The organism is Pseudomonas sp. QL9, from assembly GCF_041409665.1.
GTDB lineage: Bacteria > Pseudomonadota > Gammaproteobacteria > Pseudomonadales > Pseudomonadaceae > Pseudomonas > Pseudomonas knackmussii.
In genome coordinates this window covers 2684470-2706862 of record NZ_CP166971.1, presented here as the reverse complement: position 1 = coordinate 2706862, position 22393 = coordinate 2684470, and the positions used below count along the sequence as shown (strand labels likewise).

The following is a 22393-nucleotide window of genomic DNA, read 5'->3' as shown; positions in this document are numbered from 1 at the left end:
CAGAATCAGCCGCCATGGACGACAGCAGCCCCCTCAGCCATTGCCAACCCTCGGTCAGCGCCGGCCTCACGCAGGCTGTACTGGTCGCCGCCGAGCGCCTGGGCCTGCAGCGCAGCGAATTGCTCAGTGCTTCGGACGTGCAGGAGCGCCAACTGGCCGACCCCGACGGACGCATCGCCTTCCGCAACCAGGAAGCCCTCTGGCACTACATCCAGACGCACCTGCAGCATCCCGAACCCGGCCTTGCCCTGGGCGGGAACCTGCCAGCGGCGTCATTCAGCGTCCTCAACTACCTGTTGCAGACCAGCGCCACCCTCGGCGAGGCGCTGGAGACCGCCCTGCGCTACCAGCGCCTGGGCGGTGAGGGTGGCGAAGTGCTGATGAGCGAGGCCGGCGACCTGGCCTGGATCAGCTACCTGCCGCTGAACCCTCTGGTACCGGCAACCCGCGCGCGGGTCCTGGCGCTGATGAGCTTCTGGGTCCTGCAATTGCGCGCCCTGCTGCCGGAATTCGAACTGGCCGGCTGCCACTTCATCCATGCCGAGCCGCCGACGCTGGACCACTACCGCGAGCGCTTCGCCTGTCCGCTGCATTTCGGCGGCAACGAATACTCCCTGTGCCTGCCGCGACGCCTGCTCGCCAAGCAGCTGCCGCAAGCCAACCCGCCCCTGCGCAACCTGCTGCGCCAGCACGCCGAGTGCCTGCTGGCCAAGCTGCCCAGCGCCAGCGTGCGGGCGCGGGTCACGGCACTGCTCGGCAACCAGCTCAGCCGCGGCGAACCCGGTCGCGCGGCGCTGGCCCAGGAACTGGGGTTGAGCGAACGCACCCTGCAGCGGCGCCTGGCGGAAGAAGGCAGCAGTTATCAACAGCTGCTCACTGACACTCGCCGCCAGCTCGCCGAGCGCTACCTGGAGGAAGGCCAGTTGCCGGCGACCGACATTGCCCTGCTGCTCGGCTATTCCGAGCCCAGCGTGTTCTTCCGTGCCTTCCGCCACTGGACCGGGAAGACTCCAGGCGAATACCGTCAATCGGCTGCCAAGATCACTCCAGCGTCGAACTGACCCGGATCAATGTCACGGATTGGCCATTCACTAACCTAATGGCCAGTTGATATTACCGAGTCGTATCGAAATGACCCTCAGCCGGTTTCCAGCGCAATTGCTGGTCACGTCCCAAGACCCGACACTAGCCCGCGAGCTGCGTGCCCTGCTGGCGGCCCACGAGATGCCCTGCGCAGTGCTCAGCGGCCGCCAGGACTGCTCGCAGGCGCCACTGTGCCGCTGGTTCAAGGACGCGCCCCTGAGCGACAGCGCACGCGTGCTGGCCCTGCTGGACGACGCCATCACGGTGCTCGAACGCAGCCGCCACGCCTTCAAGTCCCGAGAGCTGGGCGAACTCCGACTGCGTCTCAGCAATGCACTGAAGGAGTTGTCTGACAGATATCCGCTGGTGTAAAAATCGCCGACCAGAACTCCGCTACATCCGGAGCCGGCTTTGCCGGGCAGGACGCCAGGGCCTGCAAGACAAAGCGCCGCCACCGTCACCGATCACTCGGTCGACGGGGCGGCGCTTTTTTCATGCCCGAAGAAAAGTACAAGGAGAACAATGGCATGGGCCTGGGACCCAAGTTCGACAGCGTTCTAGACCGCATCGGCCTGTCGCCGGCGGAGGTCGAGCAACGCCTGAGCTACCTCGACTGGCAGGAGGCCGACGGCCGCCGCTTGCACGAGTTCGAGGACCTGGAGGACAGCCACCTGCTGTTCATCGACCGTCTCTACGACCACCTCGCGCAATTCCCGCCGCTGGCCTCGATCATCGGCAACCCGGCCATCCTCACCCGCCTCAAGCACAGCCAGACCGAGTACTACCGGCAGCTGTGGAGCGCGCCCTTCGACCCCACCTACGTGCGCGACCGCCTGCGCATCGGCATGGTCCACCAGCAGGTCGGCGTCGACCTCAAGTGGTACCTGGGCGCCTACCGCCAGTACCTCGACCACATCCTCGACGAACTGCTTGGCGCGCATCCCCATGCCCCGGTCTTCGCCAGCCTGCTCAAGCGCGTGTTCTTCGACATGTCGCTGGCCATCGACACCTACACCGCAGCCCAGCGCCAGGCCCTGGAAGACAGCGAGGCGCGCTTTGCCCGCGCCCTGCGCGGAGCCAACGACGGTATCTGGGACTGGGACCTGGGCAACGACCGCCTGTACGTTTCCGAGCGCTGGGCCGGCATGCTCGGCCTGAACCGCGACAGCCTCGGCGAAGGCAGCGCCAGCTGGTTCGCACGCGTGCATCCCGACGACCTGCCCGGGCTGAACCAGGCGATCGAAGCGCACCTGCGCGGCAACTCCACCCTGCTAAGCCACGAGTACCGGATTCGCCAACGCGACGGCAGCTACCTGTGGGTGCTGGCGCGCGGCGTGATCACCGAAGGGCGCATGGCCGGCTCGCAGACCGACATCAGCCAGCGCAAGGCCAGCGAGCACCAGCTCAGCCACGCCGCGCGCCACGACCCGCTGACCGGCCTGGCCAACCGCCTGCGCCTGGACGAGCTGCTGCAACAGGCCCTGCAGCGCCAGCGCCGGCCCGGCGCGCGCGAGGCCGGGCTGCTGTTCATCGACCTCGACCGCTTCAAGCTGATCAACGACAGCCTCGGCCACGCCGTCGGTGACCGCGTGCTGGTCGACGTCGCCCAGCGCCTGCTGCGCTGCCTGCGTCCGGGCGATCACCTGGCCCGCTTCGGTGGCGATGAATTCGTCGTGCTGCTCGACGACATGGCCAGCCTGGCCGATGCCGAGGGGGTCGCCCAACGCATGCTCGACTGCCTGCACCAGCCGCTGCACCTGGAAGGCCGCACCCTGGTGGTCAGCGCGAGCATCGGCATCACCGGGCTGATCGGCGATGGCCAGGCGCTGGACACCCTGCAGGCGGCCGACCTTGCGCTGTACCGCGCCAAGGAAGCCGGCAAGGCGCAGTACGCGCGCTTCAGCAGCGAATTGCAGGCCGCCGCGCAGCACCGCCTGGCGCTGGAAAGCGACCTGGCGCAAGCGCTCGACCGCGGGGAGTTCGACCTGCATTACCAGCCGATCCTGGATATCGACATCGACCCGCCGCGCTGCATCGCCGTCGAGGTACTGCTGCGCTGGCGCCGCGACGGCGAGGCGGTCTCGCCGTTGCAGTTCATTCCGGCGCTGGAGGAATCCGGGGAAATCGTCCGCGTCGGCGACTGGGTCCTGCGCCAGGCCTGCCGGCAGACCCTGGCCTGGCAGCGCGAAGGGCAGCCGCAGTTGTACTGCTCGGTGAACCTGTCGATCCGCCAGCTGCAGCAGCCGGGCTTCGCCGAGCGCCTGCAACAGATCCTCGGCGAGACGGGCCTGGCGCCCTCCAGCCTGGTGCTGGAGATAACCGAGAGCCTGATGATGCAGGACGCGCCCGATACCCTCGCCTGCCTGCGCGAGCTGGCCGCGCTCGGCGTGTACCTGGCCCTCGACGACTTCGGCACCGGCTATTCCTCGCTGGGCTACCTCAAGCGCTTCCCGCTGCACCTGCTGAAGGTCGACCGCAGCTTCATCGCCCGCGTCCCCGACGATCCCGAGATGAGCGCCATCTGCCGGGCGATCATCGGCCTGGGCCACAGCCTGGGCCTGGAAGTGGTGGCCGAAGGCGTCGAGCACGAAGACCAGCTCAAGTTCCTCCACGAAGAAGGCTGCCGTTTCGCCCAGGGCTTCCTGTTCAGCCGCCCCATGGCCGCCGACCAGTTGTTCGCCAGTAACCCGGAGACTCCGCGATGAAGCTCAACCTGCCGGTCAGCGGGCGCCAGGTCGAGGTACCGGCCAGCGCCAACATCCTTTCCACCACCGATCTCAAGGGTGCGGTTAGCCACATCAACCCGGACTTCATCAGCATCAGTGGCTTCAGCGCCGAGGAGCTGCTGGGCCAGAACCACAACCGCGTGCGTCACCCGGACATGCCGCCGGCCGCCTTCGCCCACCTCTGGCAGACGCTGAAGGACGGGCGCAGCTGGATGGGCCTGGTGAAGAACCGCTGCAAGAACGGCGACCACTACTGGGTGAGCGCCTTCGCCACGCCGATCCGCCGCGACGGCAAGGTGGTCGAATACCAGTCGGTGCGCACCCGCGCCGAACCCGCCCAGATAGAAGCGGCCGAGCGACTTTATGCACAGCTGCGCGCCGGCGCCCGCCTCGCTCGGCCGCGCCTGGGACTGTTGCCGCGACTGCTCGGCGGACTGCTCCTGGCGCAAGGCCTGGGCGCCCTGCTGGCCTTCGCCGTGCCGGGCCTGTCTTTCCTTTCGCCATGGCTCGCCCTGCTGCTCGGCGGTGCCTGGCTGATCCATCAGTTGCGCCCGTTCGGTCGGTTGCTCGCGCGCGTCCGGCGCATCGCCGACAACCCGCTGAGCCAGCGTCTGTACAGCGGCCGCGACGACGAGTTCGGCGAGATCGATTTCGCCCTGTGCATGCTCGAAGCCGAGACCGGCGCGGTGGTCGGGCGCATGGCCGAAGCCGCGCGCCAGCTCGCCGAGCAGGCCGGGCAGCTGGCCACGGCGGTGGCCAGCAGCTACGCCGGCACCCGGCGCCAGCAGCAGGAGACCGACCAGGTGGCCAGCGCCATGCAACAACTGGCGCAGAGCGTCCAGGACGTTGCGCGCAACGCCCAGCACAGCGCGGTGGCCGCGCAATGCAGCGACCGCGTGACCCAATCCGGACAGGGTGAAGTTCAAGCCACGCGCAACCGCCTCTCGGAGCTGGAGTCCGGCGTGCGCCAGGCCAGCAGTGCGGTAGAGCAGCTGCACGGGCACAGCGAGGGCATCTCGCGGATGCTCCAGGTAATCCAGGACGTCGCCGAGCAGACCAACCTGCTGGCGCTCAACGCCGCCATCGAGGCTGCGCGCGCCGGCGATGCCGGCCGGGGCTTCGCCGTGGTCGCCGACGAGGTTCGCGCGCTGGCCTCGCGCACGGCCGATTCGGCGGAAGATATCCACAGGCTGGTCGGCGACCTTCAACGCGGCGCCGGAGATTCGGTACAAGCCCTGCGCCAATGCTGCAACCAGGCGCAAGCCAGCCTTGAGCAGGCAGGCCAGGCCGCCGGCACGCTGCAGCAGATAGGTGCGCAAACCGCGGCGATCCAGCGCATGAGCCTGGAGATCGCCGGCGCCATCGAGGAACAGGGCTGCGCCAGCGAAGAGATGCAGCGCAGCCTCCTGGCGATCCGCGAATCGGCCGACGGCAATGCCGTCAGCGCCGGCGCGAGCCAGGCCAGCGCCTCGCGCATGGCGCAGCTGGCCGAAGACCTGCGGCTGCTCGCCGGCAGTTTCTGGGAGGGTCGGCGTGGCTAGCGCTTGTCCGCCTTGATGCCACGCGCGGCGAGGAAGGCCAGGAAGGCCTCGCGGCTGGAGTAGCGCGGCTGGTAGCCGAACTCTTCCTTGAGCCGGCGATTGGCGAGCACCGGGCGGTAGCGCAGGAAGTCCACCTGCTCCGGGCCGTACTGCGACAGGCCCAGCGGCTTGAGCACGGCGAGCGCACTGCGCATCACCAAGGCCGGATAGGGGCGGTAGGGCTTGCCGAGGATCTCGGCGATCTCGCGCATGCTCAGGGCGCCGTCGCCGGCCAGGTTGAAGATGCCTTCGCTGTTGCGCTCCAGGCCCTGGCGGATGATGTTCACCACGTCCTGGTCCCAGATGAACACGAAGCGGCTGCAACGCCCGCTGATGCCCAGCACCGAGCGGCGCTTGAACAGGTCGGTGATCGGATTGTGTGCGCCGCGGCCGAGGATGGTGCCGGGGCGCAGGACCAGCTGGCGCATCTGTGGATAAGTCTTCCGCGCCTTGGCCAGCAGCTCCTCGACCTCGTGCTTGTGCCGCGCATAGACGAACTGCGGATGACCGCGCAGCGGGTCCTCCTCGTCGATCCACTCGGCGTTTTCCGGGTGATAGCCGTAGGCGGCGCCGGAACTGGTGACGATCAGCTGGCCCACGTTGCACTCACCGGCGGCTTCGATCAGCGTCCGCGTGCCGCCGACTTCGATGGTGTGCAGCAACACCGGCGACATGTCGCGCGGCGGATTGATCACCGCGGCCAAATGCACGATGGCGTCCGGCCGATAGTTGCGCACGCAGTCCATCACCTGCTTGGGATGGCTCAGGTCCATGCGCACGGGTTCGACGTTGGGCTTCAGATTGTGCCCGGGCAACGCGCGTACGTCGGCGGCAATCAGGTGCCAGTCCAGGTGCTGGACGGCCAGGTCGCTGAGCAGATTCTGCCCGATGTAGCCGGCCGCGCCGGTAATCAGAACCCGCATGGGGAAGCCTCGACGAGAAGCGGGAAGAGCCAGGGTAAGGCTAGTCGCAATAGGCCAGCAGTGATACTTCGCGCCACTGTCGATGATCGGGGAAGACAACCGCCCGCCGGTCGGCCGCCAGGCATGCCCTCCATCGCCGGCCGGCGCCCCACGGGTAGGTAGATGCGGACCAATCCGCTATTCTCGTGGCTTTGCTTCGCCGGGCCCGGTTCCATGCGTTGGTTGTTCGTCCCTCTGTTCCTGCTGCTGCTCCTTTCCCGGGCAGGCGCCGACCCACGCGCGGCGGTCGAGGGCTACCAGTTGCAGAACGGCATGGGTGTGCTGTTCAAGCCCACTTCGCAGAGCGGCTCGGTGTCGATCCGCCTGGTGGTCGGCGTCGGCTTCTCCGACTTCTCCTGCCAGGACCGCCAGCTCCCGCACCTGATGGAGCACCTGTTCTTCAGCGGCCTGAACGGCGGCGACGAAGCCGACCTCGAAGCCCGCATGCAGGCCCTGGGCGGCCAGTGGAACGCCTATACCAGCGAGGGCGACACCACCTTCGTCATCGAGGCGCCGGCCGCCACCCAGCGCCAGGTCCTCGACCTGCTGCTGGAAGTGCTCACCCGCACCCGCCTGGACGCCGCCAAGATCGCAGCCACCAAGCAGGTGCTGGTGCGCGAGGACGGTGGGCACTACTCGCACCTGCAGCGGTTCCTCGACCACCAGAACACCAGCCGGCCCGGACAGGAACAACTGGCCGTGGAACTCGGCCTGGCCTGCACTGAGCGGCCCGAGGTGGCGCAGTTGACCCAGACACAGCTGGAGAAGCTGCGCAGCGACTGGTACGTGCCGAGCAACATGACCCTGATCGTGGTCGGCGACCTCGACCCGCGCCTGCCCGCCTACCTCAACCGCACCTTCGGCAGCCTGCCCGACCACGCGACGCCGGAACGCCGCGAGCTGCCGAGCATGAAGGGCCCGGCCGCAGCCATGCGCACCCTCAACACCGGGTTGTTCGGCGAGGGGGCGGTGGTGCATTGGATCTATCCGGAACCTGAGGAAGCCGACGGCGCCGCCCTCGACCTGCTGCAGGCCTATCTGAGCGACCTGCTGTACAGCGAGCTGCGCGTCCACCACGGCCTGTCCTACGGCCCCTGGAGCGAGCGCGCGGCCTACGCCAACCAGGGTTTCCTCAGCCTCAATGCAGACATCGCACGGGAAGACCAGGACGCCACCGTCCAGGCCATGCGCCAGTTGCTCGACAACATCCGCGAGCACGGCCTGGACCCGGCGCGCTTCGCCCGCATCCAGCGCGTGGCGCGGGCGCAGCTGGCCTGGAGCACGCCGAGCAATGCGAGCCTGGCCGACTACTACTGGGGCGCGCTGGGCGACTACGACGGCGAACGCTTTCCCAACGAAGACCGGCGCCTGGCCCAGGTCAGCCTGCAACAGGCCAACGCGGCGGCGCGCGAGCTGTTCAAGGGCGACGGCTACCTGCGCATCGAACGTCCACTGCTGGACGACGATATGGTCTATCCGCTCGGCGCCGCGGCGGCGCTACTCCTGCTCGCGCCCCTGGGCTTCGCCCTGCTGCGCGTTCGCCGCCGCGACGACAAAACCGCTTAGAGCTCCAGGCGGCGCACCACGCGGGTGGCGTCGTCCGGATCGAGCTGTGCACAGAAGCCCAGCTCGCGGGCGAGGTCGCGCATGTCGCGGTCGATGGCCTGGTCGACGCTGTACATCTCGCTGAAACCGTTACGCCGCGCCACTTCGATCAGCCGGCGCATCAGCACCTGCTCCAGACCGCGGCGCTTCCACTCGTCCGCTACGGTGAGGGCGCATTCGCATTGGCCGCTGGCTTCGCCCGCCGCATAACGGCTGATGCCGACTTCGCGCAGCTCGCCATCGACATGGGCAAGCGCGATGAAAGCCATGTTCTGCTGGTAGTCGACGTCCATCAGGCTATCGAGCAGCGCATCGCTGATCTTCACCACGGCGTGGAAACGCAGCTTGCGGGTCAGGGGCGACAGGCGCTCGAGGAAGGCGCGTTCCAGCTCGCGATCCTCGCTGCGCAGCGGACGGATCAGCACGTGGCTGCCGTCTTCCAGCGTTTCGATCCAGTGGTCGTGGCCGGCAGCGGCAAGGGCCGCCGCTTCGGACTGCAGGTGGGTGGACATGGCTCGTCTCCAGAGAGAACAGAAAGGGATGGCGCATCCTCTCTCTTCCCCATCCGGCCTCCCTTGACGGGGGTCAACTGGCGCCCGGAGGCGCCAGGGACGATTTGTCGCAGGGCTGACTCAGGCGCCAGCCAGGGCGCCGCCGGGCAGCGCACGGCCGCCACGGCGGAACAGCACCAGGGTGGCCACCAGGCCGAACAGCGCCGCGCCGCTCAGCCACAGGCCGGGCGCCGCCTTGTTGTCCAGGCTGTGGATAAGCCAGGTGCAGACCGCCGGCGTGAAGCCGCCGAAAGTCGCGGTGGCCAGGCTGTAGGCCAGGGAGAAGCCGGTGGTGCGCACGTCGGCCGGCATCACCTCGGTCAGCGCCACCACCATGGCGCCGTTGTAGCTGCCGTAGAGGAACGACAGCCACAGCTCGACCATCAGCAGGCGCGCGAAGCTCGGCTCGGCGACCAACCAGGACAGCGCCGGGTAGGCGGTCAGCAGCGCCAGGCTGGTCGCGGCGATCAGCAGAGGACGACGGCCGATGCGGTCGGACAGCGCGCCCATGACCGGCAGCCAGATGAAGTTCGACAGGCCGATGCACATGGTCACCAGCAAGCTGTCGAAGTCCGACAGGTGCAGCTCGTTCTTGCCGAAGGTCGGGGTGTACGCGGTGATCAGGTAGAAGGACACGGTGGTCATCACCACCATGGCGGTGCCGGCCAGCACCAGGCCAAAGTTCTGGCCGATGGAGCGCAGCACTTCGCCCAGGCTCGGATGGTGCTTGCGCTTCTGGAAGGCTTCGGTCTCTTCGAGCGAGCGACGGATGATGAACAGTGCCGGGACGATCATGCAGCCGACGAAGAACGGCACGCGCCAGCCCCACTCGCCCATCTGCTCGGGGCTCAGCCAGTGGTTGAGGATCACCCCCAGCAGCCCGGCGAAGACCACCGCCACCTGCTGGCTGGCGGACTGCCAACTGACGAAGAAGCCGCGCTTGCCGGGGGTGGCGATCTCCGCCAGGTACACCGACACCCCGCCCAGCTCGACGCCAGCCGAGAAGCCCTGCAGCAGGCGGCCGACCAGCACCAGAATCGGCGCCACCACGCCGAGGGTGGAATAGCCCGGCACGAAGGCGATCAGCAGGGTGCCCATGGCCATCAGCCCGAGGGTGATGATCAGGCCCTGGCGACGGCCATGGCGGTCGATGTAGGCGCCGAGGAAGATGGCGCCCAGCGGACGCATCAGGAAGCCGGCGCCGAAGGTGGCCAGCGACAGCATCAGCGAGGCGAAGGCGTTGTCGCCGGGGAAGAAGGTCTTGGCGATGGCGGTGGCGTAGAAGCCATACACCATGAAGTCGTACATCTCGAGGAAGTTGCCGCTGACCACACGGAAAACGGCTTTGGCCTTGGAATTGTTGGAAGCCATTGGAAGCACCACTCAGGCAGACACGGGGTCCTTCCCGAGCGCGAAGGATCGGGGCAGCGGCCGGGAAGATATTTGTAACCCTATGTGTAAAAACTCCCGGAGAGCAATCGGAAAATCGCCGAAAGGCCCGAAATACAAGGGTTTGAAAGCCTCGTGAAAGCTTCGCGACAGCTCGTCGGATGTATTTGACCCGAACCAGAAAATTCGAATTCGAACTCAGCCGAAGAACCAGTAGCAGACCGCGATGGACGCCAGGACGCCGGCGAGGTCGGCCAGAAGCGCACAACCCACGGCATGGCGCGCACGCTGGATGCCGACCGAGCCGAAATACACCGCCAGCACGTAGAAGGTGGTCTCGGTGCTGCCCTGCATCACCGCTGCCAGGCGACCGGGGAAACTGTCCACACCCTGGCTGTGCATGGTTTCCAGCAGCATGGCGCGCGCGGCGCTGCCGGAGAACGGCTTGACCAGCGCGGTGGGCAGCGCCTCGACGAAGCGCGTGTCCCAGCCCATGTGCAGGACCACCCAGCGGATGCCATCGAGGACCAGCTCCAGCGCGCCCGAAGCACGCAGCACGCCAACGGCGCAGAGCATCGCGACCAGGTACGGCAGCAGGTTCTTCGCGACGTCGAAACCTTCCTTGGCGCCTTCCACGAAGGTTTCGTAGACCGGCACCTTGCGTAGCCAGCCGAGCACCAAGAAGGCCAGGATCAGGCCGAACAGCGTGAGGTTGCCCAGCAGCGAGGAGAGCTGCGCCAGCGCCGTGGCCGAAAGCCCGGCGAGCAAGGCCATGAAGGCACCCAGGCCGAGGGCGCCGGGGATCAGGTAGGCGAGCACCACCGGGTCCCACAGGCGCAGGCGCTGCATGAGGGCCACCGAGAGCAGGCCGGTCAGCGTCGAGGCGCTGGTGGCCAGGAGGATCGGCAGGAACACCAGCGTCGGATCGACCGCGCCCTGCTGCGCGCGGTACATGAAGATCGTCACCGGCAGCAGGGTCAACGACGAGGCGTTGAGCACCAGGAAGAGAATCTGCGCGTTGCTCGCGGTGGTGCTGCTGGGGTTGAGCTCCTGCAGCGCCTTCATTGCCTTGAGGCCGATCGGCGTGGCGGCATTGTCCAGCCCCAGGCCGTTGGCGGCGAAGTTCAGGGTGATCAGGCCGATCGCCGGGTGCCCGGCCGGCACCTCCGGCATCAGCCGGCGGAACAGCGGGCCGAGCAGGCGCGCCAGGCCCTCGACCAGGCCGGCCTTCTCGGCGATGCGCAGGAAGCCCAGCCACAGGGTCAGGGTGCCGAACAGCAGGATCATCACCTCGACCGACAGCTTGGCCATGGCGAACAGGCTCTCGACCATGGCGGCGAACACGCCGGCGTCACCACCGAGCAGCCAGCGCGACAGCGCGGTGACCGCCGCGACCACGAAGAAGCCGAGCCAGAGGCCATTGAGCATGGGAATCCCCCCGAGGATGTTGGCCGGGGATGATAGCGGCGCGCGTCGGCCGCGACCAGAAACGCCAAGGCCCCGGACGCTGACGGGGCCTTGGCGATGCTGCTTTTCGTAGGAGCGAGCTTGCTCGCGAATGACCTCGCGCCGGGGCTGTTCGCGAGCAAGCTCGCTCCTACACAAGTCAGCGGCTGAGTTCGGCGTCACCCTGTAGGAGCGGATTTATCCGCGATGCGCGGACAAGGTCCGCGCCCACCGGCTACGAATCAGTGCGCGCTGGCAGCCTTGGCTTCGTTCAGCAGATCCTCGCCACGGCCCTGCTCCACCGCCTGCCAGTAGAGCTCGCCCTGCTTGCCGTCATAGATGCCTTCCCACTTGGCGATGACCAGCACCGCCAGGGCGTTGCCGATCACGTTCAGCGCGGTGCGCGCCATGTCCATGATGCGGTCGACGCCGGCGATGAAGGCCAGGCCTTCCAGCGGGATGCCGACGCTGCCCAGGGTCGCCAGCAGCACCACGAAGGACACCCCCGGCACTCCGGCGATGCCCTTGGAGGTCACCATCAGGGTCAGCACCAGCAGCAATTGCTGGCTGATCGACAAGTCGATGCCGTAGAGCTGGGCGATGAAGATCGCCGCGATGCTCTGGTAAAGGGTCGAGCCGTCGAGGTTGAAGGAGTAGCCGGTGGGCACCACGAAGCTGCTCACCGCCTTGGGCGCGCCGTAGGCCTCCATCTTCTCGATGATGCGCGGCAGCACGGTTTCCGAGCTGGCGGTGGAGTACGCCAGGACCAGTTCGTCCTTGAAGATGCGCATCAGCTTGATGATCGAGAAGCCGAACAGCCGCGCCACCAGGCCCAGCACCATGAAGGCGAAGAAGGCGATGGCGAAGTACACCAGCAGCACCAGCTTGGCCAGCGGCAGCAGCGAGGCGAAGCCGAAGCTGGCGACGGTCACGGCGATCAGCGCGAACACCCCGACCGGGGCGTAGAGCATGATCATGTGGGTCACACGGAACATCGCCTCGGCCACGCCCTGGAACATCTTCACCAGCGGCTCGCGGGTCGGCGCCGGCAGCGAGGACAGGCCCAGGCCGAACATCACCGAGAAGAAGATGATCGGCAGCATCTCGCCGCGCGCCATGGCGGCGAAGATGTTCGACGGGATCAGGTTGAGGATGGTCTCGATGAACGCGTGGTGGTGCTCGACTTCCTTGGCGGTCTGCGCGTACTTGGAGATATCCACAGTGCCGAGGGTGCTCATGTCGATGCCGGCGCCGGGCTGGAACAGGTTGGCCAGCAGCAGACCGACGACGATGGCGACGGTGGTGATGATCTCGAAGTAGACGATGGTCTTCAGGCCGACGCGCCCGAGCTTCTTCGCGTCGCCCATGCCGGCGATGCCGACCACCAGCGAGGAGATGACGATCGGTACGACGATCATCTTGATCAGGCGGATGAAGATGTCGCCCGCCGGTTGCAGGATATTGCTGATCCACCAGGCCTTGTCTGCGCTGAAGTGGTTCAGCGCGGCGCCGACGGCGATGCCCAGGAGCAGACCGATGACGATCTGCCAGGCGAGGCTGAGCTTGGCTTTGCCCATGTGTAGTCACCCTTGGTTCTTGTGGAAGTCGGGGGTTCCGCTGCCCGCCGGGTTGGCCGGGGGCGCGAAAAAAGGGGCGCATGATTCCCAGCGCCTCCCCCGACGTCTAATGCCGGAAACGACTAGCCCATGCCGAATCGGCATGGAAAAAGACAAACGGAACGAGGGTTCCAGCTGGTTGGAACCTTCATGTCGGGCATGACGTCGCACCCACCTGATCATCCGCGCATAGGGCGGAAAACGGCGTGCCAGGCGGCTCGCATGGATGCAGGGAAACGAATGCCAACGGGACGGACCCGGCGGATAACGGCACCCGACCGGTGCCGAAACCTCACCCAGTAGAAGGGTTGAGACTCGCCCTGGCATTGATCGAAATCAGACGGATACGAGGTCGGCGGCGCCTTTCGGACCGCCGGTAAAGCCGGCCCTCCGGGGCGAAGCCTGTGCAAGGCAGCCGCCCCGTCGCGGCCTTTTCACCTGACCCGGCCCTCTGCGGAGGTACTCCCTGTACCCCTGGGTGGCTGCGGTTCCACTGCTCCCCCAGCCTCCCGGCCCCCTGGCCAAGCCCCGCCCGTGGTCGGGCGAAGCGGCGACGCAGCCCGCTCGGCGCGGTGTGATAGTCCCGCGCCAGCGACTCTTGGTCAGCCGCGCCGGCGGCCGGCGATGAAGGACAACACGAAGAGCACCAGGAACAGCACGAAGAGAATCTTCGCGATACTGGTCGCGGCCCCGGCGATGCCGCCGAAGCCGAGAACCCCGGCGATGATGGCGATGATCAGGAAGGTCAGTGCCCAGCTCAGCATGGCGTTTCTCCTTTATGGCGTGGCGGAACTCGTCGGTTCAGAACACCCAGCGCTCCAGGCGCGGCGGGTGGGCCGAAGCCTGGCTGCCGATGTTTTCAGCCGGCGCCGCCCACTGTTCGCGCGAAGTGGGCGCGGCGGCAGCGAAAGGCATGGGCGTCAGCGTCTCGACCGGCTGCGCCGGCGCGGACGGATATACCCCGCCCAGCAGCAGCGCCAGCGCGAAGCCAGCCAAAAGCAGCCTGCCCCGCGGATCGGTTGGCGATTCATGGCCGTTCATCTGCGCATTCCTCCCGACGAAGTCGTGATGGGCCGGAGCGGTGGGAACGCTCCCGGAAAACCCTGTCCGATCCTTCCTCGCATGCACCGTGCCAGATACCGACTTCTCGCTTAACTCTTACTAATCAATCACTTGCAATATATCCAGGGTTGCATGAGGCCCGCATCCTGCACGATGCAAGGCGTCGGGCCGGGCGTTTTGCACGATGACCTCGATGGAGCCAGACATGCCGTCCGGCGTATGGCCCGCACAACCGTCCTTGCCAGGGGCTTCACTGTTTCCTTGCAACTTGCAGGAAATTTCCTGGACTAAATGCGCAGATTCCTAATTAGACGCTGAGAGCGAGGACGTAACCGCATGGAGCCCACCACCGAGCAGTCAGGCCGAATCCTGTTGGTCGATGACGAACCCGCCATCCTGCGCACCTTCCGTTACTGCCTGGAGGACAGCGGCTATGCCGTGGCCACCGCCAGCAGCAGCGCGCAGGCCGAAACGCTGCTGCAGCGCCAGGTGTTCGACCTGTGCTTCCTCGACCTGCGCCTGGGCGATGACAGCGGGCTCGACCTGCTGGCGCAGATGCGCCTGCAGACGCCCTGGATGCGCGTGGTGATAGTCACCGCGCATTCCGCTGTGGATACCGCGGTCGACGCCATGCAGGCCGGCGCCGCCGATTATCTGGTGAAGCCGTGCAGCCCGGAGCAACTGCGCATGGCCGCAGCCAAGCAACTGGAGCTGCGCCAGCTGACCGCGCGCCTGGAAGTGCTGGAGGGCGCCCAGGCCGGCCAGGGCGGACAGCTGGAATCGCACAGCCCGGCGATGACCGCGGTGCTGGAAACCGCGCGGCAGGTGGCGGCCACCGATGCCAACATCCTCGTGCTCGGCGAGTCCGGCTCGGGCAAGGGCGAGCTGGCGCGCGCCATCCACGGCTGGAGCAAGCGCGCGAAGAAGGCCTTCGTCACCATCAACTGCCCGTCGCTGAGCGCCGATCTGATGGAAAGCGAGCTGTTCGGCCACAGCCGCGGCGCCTTCACCGGCGCCAGCGAAAGTACCCTGGGACGGGTCAGCCAGGCCGACGGCGGCACACTCTTCCTCGACGAGATCGGCGACTTCCCGCTGCCGCTGCAGGCCAAGCTGCTGCGCTTCATCCAGGACAAGGAATACGAGCGTGTCGGCGACCCCGTTACCCGCCGCGCCGACGTGCGCATCCTCGCCGCGACCAACCGCGACCTGGCCGGCATGGTCGCCCAGGGCCTGTTCCGCGAGGACCTGCTCTACCGCCTCAACGTCATCGTCCTCAACCTGCCGCCGCTGCGCGAGCGCGCCGAGGACATCCCCGACCTCGCCGAGCGCTTCCTCGCCCAGTTCGTCCGCGACTACGGCCGCCCGGCACGCGGCTACGCCCCTGAAGCGCAGGCGCTGCTGCGCCAATACGCCTGGCCAGGCAACGTGCGCGAACTGCGCAACGTGGTGGAACGCGCGAGCATCATCTGCAATGAGGAGCTGGTGCAGCCCGAGCACCTGGGCCTGGGCGAACACACCGGCAGCAACCTGCCGCGGGTCGGTGAAGCGCTGAGCCTGGAAGAGCTGGAAAAAGCCCACATCGCCTCGGTGATGGCCAGCAGCCCGACCCTCGACCAGGCCGCCAAGACCCTCGGCATCGACGCCTCCACGCTGTACCGCAAACGCAAGCAGTACAACCTGTGAAACGCCCGCCCAGCCTGCGCTCGCGGATGTTCCTGAGCATCTCGGCGCTGATCACCCTGGCCCTGATCGGGCTGCTGCTCGGGGTGTTCAGCGTGATGCTGCTGGGCCGCGAACAGGAACGGGTGATCGCGCACAACTTCGCCATCGTGCGCAGCAGCGAACAGTTGCGCCAGGCGCTGGACGAGCAACTCGCCCAACTCCTCAGCGACAGCGCCAGCGCGGAACGCCTGGCCATCCAGCGCAAGGCCTTCGCCGACTATCTCAATGAAGGTCGGCAAAAAGCGGAGAACGACGTCGAACGGGCGCTTTACGAGCGCATCGACCTGGCCAACCAGCGTTTCCTCGATCAGGTCAAAAGCTCCCGCAACAGTCGCTTCAACCTCGTGGAAGACAGCAGCTTCAGCCGCGCCTTCAACGCCCTGCACCAGTACCTGTTGGCCCTGCATAGCCACGCCATGCAGACGATCAGCGACGCCGAGCAGCGTTCGCGCCAGCATGCCTGGCTGATCTCCGGCCTGCTCGGGCTGGTCGGGCTGGCCGTGCTGCTGATCGGCTTCGTCACCGCCCACGGCATCGCCCGCCGTTTCGGCGCGCCCATCGAGGCACTGGCGCAGGCCGCCGACCAGATCGGCAAGGGTGATTTCAAGGTGAAGCTGCCGCTTTCCAAGGTCGCCGAGATGGCCTCGCTAAGCCGGCGCTTCGGCCTCATGGCTCAGGCCCTGGCCGACTACAAGGCGACCAACATCGAGGCTGTGATGGCCGGCCAGCGACGCCTGCAGGCGGTTCTCGACAGCATCGACGATGGCCTGGTGATCCTCGACCGGCGCAGCCGCATCGAGCACGCCAACCCGGTCGCCAGCCGCCAGCTGTTCTCGCAGAGCGACCCGCACGGCCGCCTGCTCGGGGAGCTTGTGGATAACCCGGAGCTGCTGCAGGCCACTGGCCTGGTGCTGCGCGGCGAGACTCTTGCCGAGTCATCGGCTGACCTGGAGGTGCAGATCTCCGGAGAAAGCCGCCTGCTGGCCTGGACGCTGGTCCCGGTCACCCACGACGACGGCCGCAACATGGGTGCAGTGCTGGTGCTGCGCGATGTAACCGACAGCCGGGCCTTCGAACGTGTGCGCAGCGAATTCGTGCTGCGCGCCTCTCACGAGCTACGCACCCCGGTGACGGGCCTGCACATGGCCTTCGCACTGCTGCGCGAGCGCCTGCAGCTGCCGGAGGGCGGACGCGAGCGCGAGCTGGCCGATACCGTCGACGAGGAAATGCAGCGCCTGGTCCGGCTGATCGACGACCTGCTGAACTTCTCGCGCTACCAGGAAGGCCAGCAGAAGCTGGAGCGCGAGCCCTGCAATCCCGGCGAGCTGCTCGAACAGGCGCGCCAGCGCTTCGCCGCGCGGGCCGACGCTCAGGGAATCTCGCTCCAGGTGGAGCTGGCGCCCAACCTGCCGCTGCTGGAAGGCGATCGGCTGCGCCTGGAGCGGGTGCTCGACAACCTGCTGGTCAACGCGTTGCGCCACACCCCGGCGGGCGGCCGGGTCCGCCTGCTCGCGCAGCGCCAGGACAAGTACCTGAGCCTGGCGGTCGAGGACAGCGGCGAAGGCATCGCCTACAGCCAGCAGGCCCGCATCTTCGAGCCCTTCGTCCAGGTCGGCACGCGCAGCGGCGGCGCCGGGCTTGGCCTGGCGCTGTGCAAGGAGATCGTGCAACTGCACGGCGGGCGCATCGGCGTGCAATCCCAGCCGGGCGCCGGCACGCGCATCTACATGCTGCTGCCGGTCTGAACGGCTGGCGCCGGCAGCGAGGTGGGTACCGCGAGCAGTAGTGCGGCGGTTTCCAGATCCGGCTCGCCGTCGAAGCGCTGCGGGCGGTAGCGCATCTGGAAGGCCGCGATGACGTTGCGCGTGGCCTGGTTCAGTACGCCATCGAGCGGCACTGCATAACCCTGGCGCGCCAGTTGTTGCTGGAACCAGCCGGGTGGCGGCAACTGGCCGTTCAAGTCGGCCAGGTGGCGCTGCACGTCAGCCTGTTGCGGCCAGGGGATCAAGCCGGCATCCGCCAGGCGCTTCCAGGGGAACGCAGGGCCCGGATCGACCTTGCGCTGGGGCGCGATGTCGCTGTGCCCGAGAATGTGTTCGGGAGCGATGCCCTGGCGTTTGACGATGTCCTTGAGCAGCAGGATCAGCGCATCGATCTGGCCCTGTGGATAAGCTCCCCAGGTGCGCCCATTGGGCCCGTCGATGTAGCCCGGGTTGACCAGCTCGATACCGATGGACGTGGAGTTCAGCCAGGTCCGCCCCTGCCATTCGCTCTGCCCTGCGTGCCACGCGCGGCGGTTCTCGTCGACCAGCTGGTAGATGGTCGGCGGGTTGGCGCCGATCAGGTAATGCGCGCTCACATCGCCCTGGGTCAGGATCTTCAGCGAGCGCTCGAGGTCGGTCGAGGTGTAGTGGATGATCACGTACTGGACGCGGCTGTCCTGGTTGCGCGAGGGATGTTCGCGGTCGATCTGCAGGCCGCCCTTGCCGGCGCAGGCAGCCAGCAGCAGGCTGGCGAGGATCAGGCACAGGTGGCGCATGGCGACTCCGCTTAGCCGGTGATGTGCAGCACGCTGCGCAGGTTCTGCAGCAGCATGTTGACGCTCAGCATGATCAGCAGCATGCCCGCGAGGCGTTCCACCGCGGTCAGCCCGCGCGGACCGAGGAAGCGCTGCAGGAAGGACGCCTGCAGGAGTATGGCCGCAGTCGCCGCCCAGGCCAGGACTACCGCCAGGTACAGCTCCCACAGCGGTCCGTTGTAGGTGGTCCGCAGGGTGATCAGCATTGCCAGCGCTGAAGGGCCTGCCACCGCCGGGGTGGCGAGCGGAACCAGCAGCGGCTCGCTGTCCGGCATGTCGCCGAGCACGCCCTGCGGCGTCGGGAAGATCAGGCGCATGGCGACCACGAAGAGGATGATGCCGCCGGCGATGCCGGTCGCCTCGCGGGTCAGGCCCAGCCCGGTGAGGATGTGTTCGCCGAGGGTCAGGAACAGCAGCAGCAGGCCGAGGGCGAGCAGCAGCTCGCGCAGCGCGACCTTGAGCCGACGCTCCGCCGGTACCGACTTGAGGGCGGCGAGAAAGACCGCGATGTTGCCAAAGGGGTCGGTGATCAGAAAGATCAGGACGGCTACGCCGAGCATTGTGGATAACTCCAGGAGTTGGATAGATGGCGCCTGGGCGCCTCGGTCGGATTCGTCCCTGTGGATAGATCAGCTGCGGACGAGAAGGCCGCGAATGCCTGTGGATGATTTCCTCCGCAGGCACCCGTTGAGTGTGGACGTTGGTTTATCCACAAGCCATCAGGATTTCTTGATCTTCTCCGGGCGTTTCCAGCCCTCGATCACCCGCTGCTTGGCTCGGCCGACCGCGAGGGCCTTCTCCGGGACTTCGGCGGTGATGGTGGAGCCCGCGCCAGTCGTGGCCCCGGCACGGATATCCACAGGCGCGACCAGGGAGTTGTTGGAGCCGATGAAGACGTCTTCGCCGATCACGGTGCGCCACTTGTTGGCGCCGTCGTAGTTGCAGGTGATGGTGCCGGCGCCGATGTTGGTGCGCGCACCGACGTCGCTGTCGCCGAGATAGGTCAGGTGGCCGACCTTCACCCCGTCGTGGAGCAGCGCGTTCTTCAGCTCGACGAAGTTACCCACATGCACCTGGTCGCGCAGGACGCTGCCCGGGCGCAGGCGGGCGAACGGACCTACATCGCTGCCGGCGCCGACATCCGCACCTTCCAGGTGGCTGTTGGCCTTGATGATCGCGCCACGGCGCAGGGTGCTGTTCTTGATCACACAGTTCGGGCCGATCTGCACGTTGTCCTCGATATCCACACGGCCTTCGAGAATCACGTTCACATCGATCAGCACGTCACGGCCGACGTTCACCTCCCCACGCACGTCGAAGCGTGCCGGGTCCAGCAGGGTCACACCCTGGGCCATCAGGCGGCGAGCGATACGCTGCTGGTAGAAGCGCTCGAGCTCGGCGAGCTGGATGCGATCGTTGGCACCCTGGACTTCCATGGCTGCCGCCGGTTGTGCAGTAGCCACGCGCAGACCATCGCCGACGGCCATGGCGATGACATCGGTGAGGTAGTACTCACCCTGGGCGTTGCTGTTCGACAGCCGGCCCAGCCAGCCTTCCAGGCGCGCACGCGGCACGCAGAGGATGCCGGTATTGCCTTCGCGGATGGCGCGCTGCTCGGGGCTGGCGTCCTTCTGCTCGACGATGGCGGCGACCTCGCCGTCGGCGCCGCGGATGATGCGGCCGTAGCCGGTCGGATCGTCCAGCGTCACGGTCAGCAGCGCGAGCTGCTCGGCGCTGGCCTGTTCAAGAAGACGCACCAGGGTCGGCTGCTCGATCAGCGGCACGTCGCCGTAGAGGATCAGCACGCGGTCGGCGCTGAGGAAGGGTGCAGCCTGGGCCACCGCGTGGCCGGTGCCGAGCTGCTGCTCCTGGACCACGAAATTCAGGTCATCGGCCTGCAGTTGCTCGCGCACTTTCTCGGCGCCATGGCCGATCACCACGTGGATGCGCTGAGGCGCCAGGGTCCGCGCGGTATCGATCACGTGGGCCAGCATGGGCTTGCCGGCGACCGGGTGGAGGACTTTCGGCAGGGCGGAACGCATGCGCGTGCCCTGGCCAGCGGCGAGGATGACGATCTCGAGGGACATGGGAGTTGAACCGTCCTGGAAAACCATGGAGTGGAAAAAGAAAAAGGGTAGCCAAGGCTACCCTTTTCCCCTAGGTCGCTGAACCCTCGGCAACCGCTTCGTTGCCAAAGCGGTGGGAGGGATTCGCGATCCGGCTTAGCCGCCGAACTTCTTGCGAACCTGCTGGACCGTGCGCAGCTGGGCTGCGGCTTCGGACAGGCGGGCTGCAGCGGCGCTGTAGTCGAACTCTGCGCCCTTGGCGTTCAGAGCCTTCTCAGCTTCCTTCAGTGCGGTCTGAGCAGCTGCTTCGTCGAGGTCGCCAGCGCGGATCACAGTGTCGGCCAGGACCTTCACCATGCTCGGCTGTACTTCGAGGAAGCCGCCGGAGATGTAGTACACCTCCTGCTCGCCGCCCTGCTTGACGATGCGGATCGGACCCGGCTTGAGCTCGGTGATCAGCGGCGCGTGGCCCGGAGCGATACCCAGATCACCCAGCGAACCGTGCGCGACGACCAGCTCGACCAGACCGGAGTAGATCTCCGCTTCGGCGCTGACGATGTCGCAATGGACAGTAATAGCCATACCCTTGCCTCACGTAAGCGCCCGTTTCCGGGCGCACGGGATTACAGCTTCTTCGCTTTCTCGATGGCTTCTTCGATGCCGCCGACCATGTAGAACGCCTGCTCGGGCAGGTGGTCGTAGTCGCCGTTGAGGATGCCTTTGAAGCCAGCGATGGTGTCCTTCAGGGAGACGTATTTGCCCGGCGAGCCGGTGAATACTTCAGCCACGAAGAACGGCTGGGACAGGAAGCGCTGGATCTTACGAGCACGGGCCACCAGCAGCTTGTCGGACTCGGACAGTTCGTCCATGCCGAGGATCGCGATGATGTCCTTCAGCTCTTTGTAGCGCTGCAGAACGTACTGCACGCCACGAGCGGTGTCGTAGTGATCCTGGCCGATGACCAGCGGGTCCAGCTGACGCGAAGTCGAGTCCAGCGGATCGACGGCCGGGTAGATACCCAGCGAGGCGATGTCACGGGACAGTACGACGGTGGCGTCCAAGTGGGCGAAGGTGGTCGCCGGGCTCGGGTCGGTCAGGTCGTCCGCGGGAACGTAGACGGCCTGGATCGAGGTGATCGAGCCTTTCTTGGTGGAGGTGATGCGCTCCTGCAGAACGCCCATCTCTTCGGCCAGGGTCGGCTGGTAACCTACTGCGGAAGGCATACGGCCCAGCAGTGCGGATACTTCGGTACCGGCGAGGGTGTAACGGTAGATGTTGTCGATGAACAGCAGTACGTCACGGCCTTCGTCGCGGAACTTCTCGGCCATGGTCAGGCCGGTCAGTGCAACGCGCAGACGGTTGCCCGGCGGCTCGTTCATCTGGCCGTAAACCAGGGCTACCTTGTCCAGTACGCCGGAATCCTTCATCTCGTGGTAGAAGTCGTTGCCCTCACGGGTACGCTCGCCCACACCAGCGAACACAGAGTAACCGCTGTGCTCCATGGCGATGTTACGGATCAGCTCCATCATGTTTACGGTCTTGCCTACACCGGCACCACCGAACAGACCGACTTTACCGCCCTTGGCGAACGGGCAGACCAGGTCGATTACCTTGATGCCGGTTTCCAGCAGGTCGTTGCCGCCAGCTTGGTCAGCGTAGGACGGAGCGTCGCGGTGAATACCCCAGCGCTCTTCTTCGCCAATCGGACCAGCTTCGTCGATCGGGTTGCCCAGTACGTCCATGATACGGCCCAGGGTCTTGGTACCGACCGGGACGGAGATGGCTGCGCCGGTGCTGTCCACGTTCAGGCCACGCTTGAGGCCTTCGGTGGAACCCATTGCAATGGAACGAACCACGCCGTCGCCCAGCTGCTGCTGAACTTCGAGGGTGGTTTCGACGCCCTGAACCTTCAGGGCCTCGTAGATGCTCGGCACGGCATCGCGCGGGAATTCCACGTCGATCACGGCGCCGATGATTTGAACGATACGTCCGCTACTCATGTCTGGT

The 22393-nt window shown here is 66.7% G+C and carries 19 protein-coding genes; 7 read left to right on the top strand and 12 right to left on the bottom strand.

What is annotated here, in order from left to right; translation table 11 throughout:
* The first annotated feature begins 14 nt into the window (after window positions 1–14).
* From ACA097_RS12815 to ACA097_RS12800, 4 genes are all read left to right on the top strand, one after another.
* On the top strand, window positions 15–1061 hold the full coding sequence (locus tag ACA097_RS12815) for an AraC family transcriptional regulator (protein WP_371370326.1): 1047 nt from the start codon (window positions 15–17) through the stop codon (window positions 1059–1061).
* Between the two features lie 70 nt (window positions 1062–1131).
* Window positions 1132–1455 (top strand): hypothetical protein, encoded by a 324-nt coding sequence (locus tag ACA097_RS12810; RefSeq protein ID WP_043256697.1) that lies wholly within the window; start codon window positions 1132–1134, stop codon window positions 1453–1455.
* Window positions 1456–1610: 155 nt separating this feature from the next.
* A complete protein-coding gene (locus ACA097_RS12805) occupies window positions 1611–3788 on the top strand; it encodes a putative bifunctional diguanylate cyclase/phosphodiesterase (protein WP_371370512.1) in 2178 nt (725 codons plus the stop codon).
* Window positions 3785–5350, top strand: a complete 1566-nt coding sequence (locus ACA097_RS12800) for a PAS domain-containing methyl-accepting chemotaxis protein (protein ID WP_371370325.1) — start codon at window positions 3785–3787, stop codon at window positions 5348–5350. Before ACA097_RS12805 ends, ACA097_RS12800 begins: the two co-directional genes overlap by 4 nt.
* Here the strand turns inward: ACA097_RS12800 and ACA097_RS12795 are convergent.
* Window positions 5347–6312 carry an SDR family oxidoreductase gene (locus ACA097_RS12795; protein ID WP_043256701.1) on the bottom strand — a complete coding sequence of 322 codons (966 nt, stop codon included), beginning with the start codon at window positions 6310–6312 and terminating at the stop codon, window positions 5347–5349. The two genes, ACA097_RS12800 and ACA097_RS12795, sit on opposite strands and share 4 nt — an antisense overlap.
* A gap of 213 nt (window positions 6313–6525) precedes the next feature.
* On the opposite strand from ACA097_RS12795, the gene ACA097_RS12790 reads away from it, so the two are divergent.
* Window positions 6526–7917 (top strand): M16 family metallopeptidase, encoded by a 1392-nt coding sequence (locus ACA097_RS12790; protein WP_371370324.1) that lies wholly within the window; start codon window positions 6526–6528, stop codon window positions 7915–7917.
* Here ACA097_RS12790 and ACA097_RS12785 read toward each other — a convergent pair.
* The 6 genes from ACA097_RS12785 to ACA097_RS12760 form a co-directional block, all read right to left on the bottom strand.
* On the bottom strand, window positions 7914–8468 hold the full coding sequence (locus ACA097_RS12785) for a GNAT family N-acetyltransferase (protein WP_043256703.1): 555 nt from the start codon (window positions 8466–8468) through the stop codon (window positions 7914–7916). The genes ACA097_RS12790 and ACA097_RS12785 overlap by 4 nt on opposite strands.
* 120 nt (window positions 8469–8588) lie before the next feature.
* Window positions 8589–9878, bottom strand: coding sequence for an MFS transporter (locus tag ACA097_RS12780; protein ID WP_043256704.1), 1290 nt, complete (start codon window positions 9876–9878; stop codon window positions 8589–8591).
* Window positions 9879–10094: 216 nt separating this feature from the next.
* Window positions 10095–11324, bottom strand: a complete 1230-nt coding sequence (locus ACA097_RS12775) for a nucleoside recognition domain-containing protein (protein WP_371370323.1) — start codon at window positions 11322–11324, stop codon at window positions 10095–10097.
* A gap of 260 nt (window positions 11325–11584) precedes the next feature.
* Window positions 11585–12919, bottom strand: coding sequence for a glutamate/aspartate:proton symporter GltP (gene gltP / locus ACA097_RS12770; RefSeq protein WP_371370322.1), 1335 nt, complete (start codon window positions 12917–12919; stop codon window positions 11585–11587).
* A 641-nt stretch (window positions 12920–13560) separates the two neighbouring features.
* Window positions 13561–13722: a DUF1328 domain-containing protein gene (locus ACA097_RS12765; protein ID WP_043256709.1), complete on the bottom strand. Its 162-nt coding sequence runs from the start codon at window positions 13720–13722 to the stop codon at window positions 13561–13563.
* A 37-nt stretch (window positions 13723–13759) separates the two neighbouring features.
* Window positions 13760–13999, bottom strand: a complete 240-nt coding sequence (locus tag ACA097_RS12760; protein ID WP_371370321.1) for a hypothetical protein — start codon at window positions 13997–13999, stop codon at window positions 13760–13762.
* Between the two features lie 357 nt (window positions 14000–14356).
* Here ACA097_RS12760 and algB point away from each other — a divergent pair, with 357 nt between their 5' ends.
* A complete protein-coding gene (algB, locus tag ACA097_RS12755; protein ID WP_371370320.1) occupies window positions 14357–15703 on the top strand; it encodes a sigma-54-dependent response regulator transcription factor AlgB in 1347 nt (448 codons plus the stop codon).
* Window positions 15700–17487, top strand: coding sequence for an ATP-binding protein (locus ACA097_RS12750; protein WP_371370319.1), 1788 nt, complete (start codon window positions 15700–15702; stop codon window positions 17485–17487). Before algB ends, ACA097_RS12750 begins: the two co-directional genes overlap by 4 nt.
* On the opposite strand, the gene ACA097_RS12745 is transcribed toward ACA097_RS12750, so the two are convergent.
* From ACA097_RS12745 to atpD, 5 genes are all read right to left on the bottom strand, one after another.
* Window positions 17466–18281: an N-acetylmuramoyl-L-alanine amidase gene (locus tag ACA097_RS12745; RefSeq protein ID WP_371370318.1), complete on the bottom strand. Its 816-nt coding sequence runs from the start codon at window positions 18279–18281 to the stop codon at window positions 17466–17468. The genes ACA097_RS12750 and ACA097_RS12745 overlap by 22 nt on opposite strands.
* Before the next feature lie 11 nt (window positions 18282–18292).
* Window positions 18293–18880 (bottom strand): MarC family protein, encoded by a 588-nt coding sequence (locus ACA097_RS12740; RefSeq protein WP_043256716.1) that lies wholly within the window; start codon window positions 18878–18880, stop codon window positions 18293–18295.
* A 159-nt stretch (window positions 18881–19039) separates the two neighbouring features.
* Window positions 19040–20407, bottom strand: a complete 1368-nt coding sequence (gene glmU / locus ACA097_RS12735) for a bifunctional UDP-N-acetylglucosamine diphosphorylase/glucosamine-1-phosphate N-acetyltransferase GlmU (RefSeq protein WP_371370317.1) — start codon at window positions 20405–20407, stop codon at window positions 19040–19042.
* A gap of 135 nt (window positions 20408–20542) precedes the next feature.
* Window positions 20543–20968 carry a F0F1 ATP synthase subunit epsilon gene (locus tag ACA097_RS12730; protein ID WP_043256720.1) on the bottom strand — a complete coding sequence of 142 codons (426 nt, stop codon included), beginning with the start codon at window positions 20966–20968 and terminating at the stop codon, window positions 20543–20545.
* A 41-nt stretch (window positions 20969–21009) separates the two neighbouring features.
* Window positions 21010–22386, bottom strand: coding sequence for a F0F1 ATP synthase subunit beta (atpD, locus tag ACA097_RS12725; protein ID WP_043256722.1), 1377 nt, complete (start codon window positions 22384–22386; stop codon window positions 21010–21012).
* Window positions 22387–22393 lie beyond the last annotated feature (7 nt).

Bases quoted from the DNA above. Each gene is read 5' to 3' on its own strand.
- ACA097_RS12815 (WP_371370326.1), top strand. From the start codon at position 15: ATGGACGACAGCAGCCCCCTCAGCCATTGCCAACCCTCGGTCAGCGCC.
- ACA097_RS12805 (WP_371370512.1), top strand. From the start codon at position 1,611: ATGGGCCTGGGACCCAAGTTCGACAGCGTTCTAGACCGCATCGGCCTG.
- atpD (WP_043256722.1), bottom strand. From the start codon at position 22,386: ATGAGTAGCGGACGTATCGTTCAAATCATCGGCGCCGTGATCGACGTG.
- ACA097_RS12775 (WP_371370323.1), bottom strand. From the start codon at position 11,324: ATGCTCAATGGCCTCTGGCTCGGCTTCTTCGTGGTCGCGGCGGTCACC.
- ACA097_RS12790 (WP_371370324.1), top strand. From the start codon at position 6,526: ATGCGTTGGTTGTTCGTCCCTCTGTTCCTGCTGCTGCTCCTTTCCCGG.
- ACA097_RS12765 (WP_043256709.1), bottom strand. From the start codon at position 13,722: ATGCTGAGCTGGGCACTGACCTTCCTGATCATCGCCATCATCGCCGGG.
- ACA097_RS12795 (WP_043256701.1), bottom strand. From the start codon at position 6,312: ATGCGGGTTCTGATTACCGGCGCGGCCGGCTACATCGGGCAGAATCTG.
- glmU (WP_371370317.1), bottom strand. From the start codon at position 20,407: ATGTCCCTCGAGATCGTCATCCTCGCCGCTGGCCAGGGCACGCGCATG.
- ACA097_RS12745 (WP_371370318.1), bottom strand. From the start codon at position 18,281: ATGCGCCACCTGTGCCTGATCCTCGCCAGCCTGCTGCTGGCTGCCTGC.
- ACA097_RS12730 (WP_043256720.1), bottom strand. From the start codon at position 20,968: ATGGCTATTACTGTCCATTGCGACATCGTCAGCGCCGAAGCGGAGATC.
- ACA097_RS12740 (WP_043256716.1), bottom strand. From the start codon at position 18,880: ATGCTCGGCGTAGCCGTCCTGATCTTTCTGATCACCGACCCCTTTGGC.
- ACA097_RS12760 (WP_371370321.1), bottom strand. From the start codon at position 13,999: ATGAACGGCCATGAATCGCCAACCGATCCGCGGGGCAGGCTGCTTTTG.
- ACA097_RS12810 (WP_043256697.1), top strand. From the start codon at position 1,132: ATGACCCTCAGCCGGTTTCCAGCGCAATTGCTGGTCACGTCCCAAGAC.
- ACA097_RS12785 (WP_043256703.1), bottom strand. From the start codon at position 8,468: ATGTCCACCCACCTGCAGTCCGAAGCGGCGGCCCTTGCCGCTGCCGGC.
- ACA097_RS12780 (WP_043256704.1), bottom strand. From the start codon at position 9,878: ATGGCTTCCAACAATTCCAAGGCCAAAGCCGTTTTCCGTGTGGTCAGC.
- algB (WP_371370320.1), top strand. From the start codon at position 14,357: ATGGAGCCCACCACCGAGCAGTCAGGCCGAATCCTGTTGGTCGATGAC.
- gltP (WP_371370322.1), bottom strand. From the start codon at position 12,919: ATGGGCAAAGCCAAGCTCAGCCTCGCCTGGCAGATCGTCATCGGTCTG.
- ACA097_RS12800 (WP_371370325.1), top strand. From the start codon at position 3,785: ATGAAGCTCAACCTGCCGGTCAGCGGGCGCCAGGTCGAGGTACCGGCC.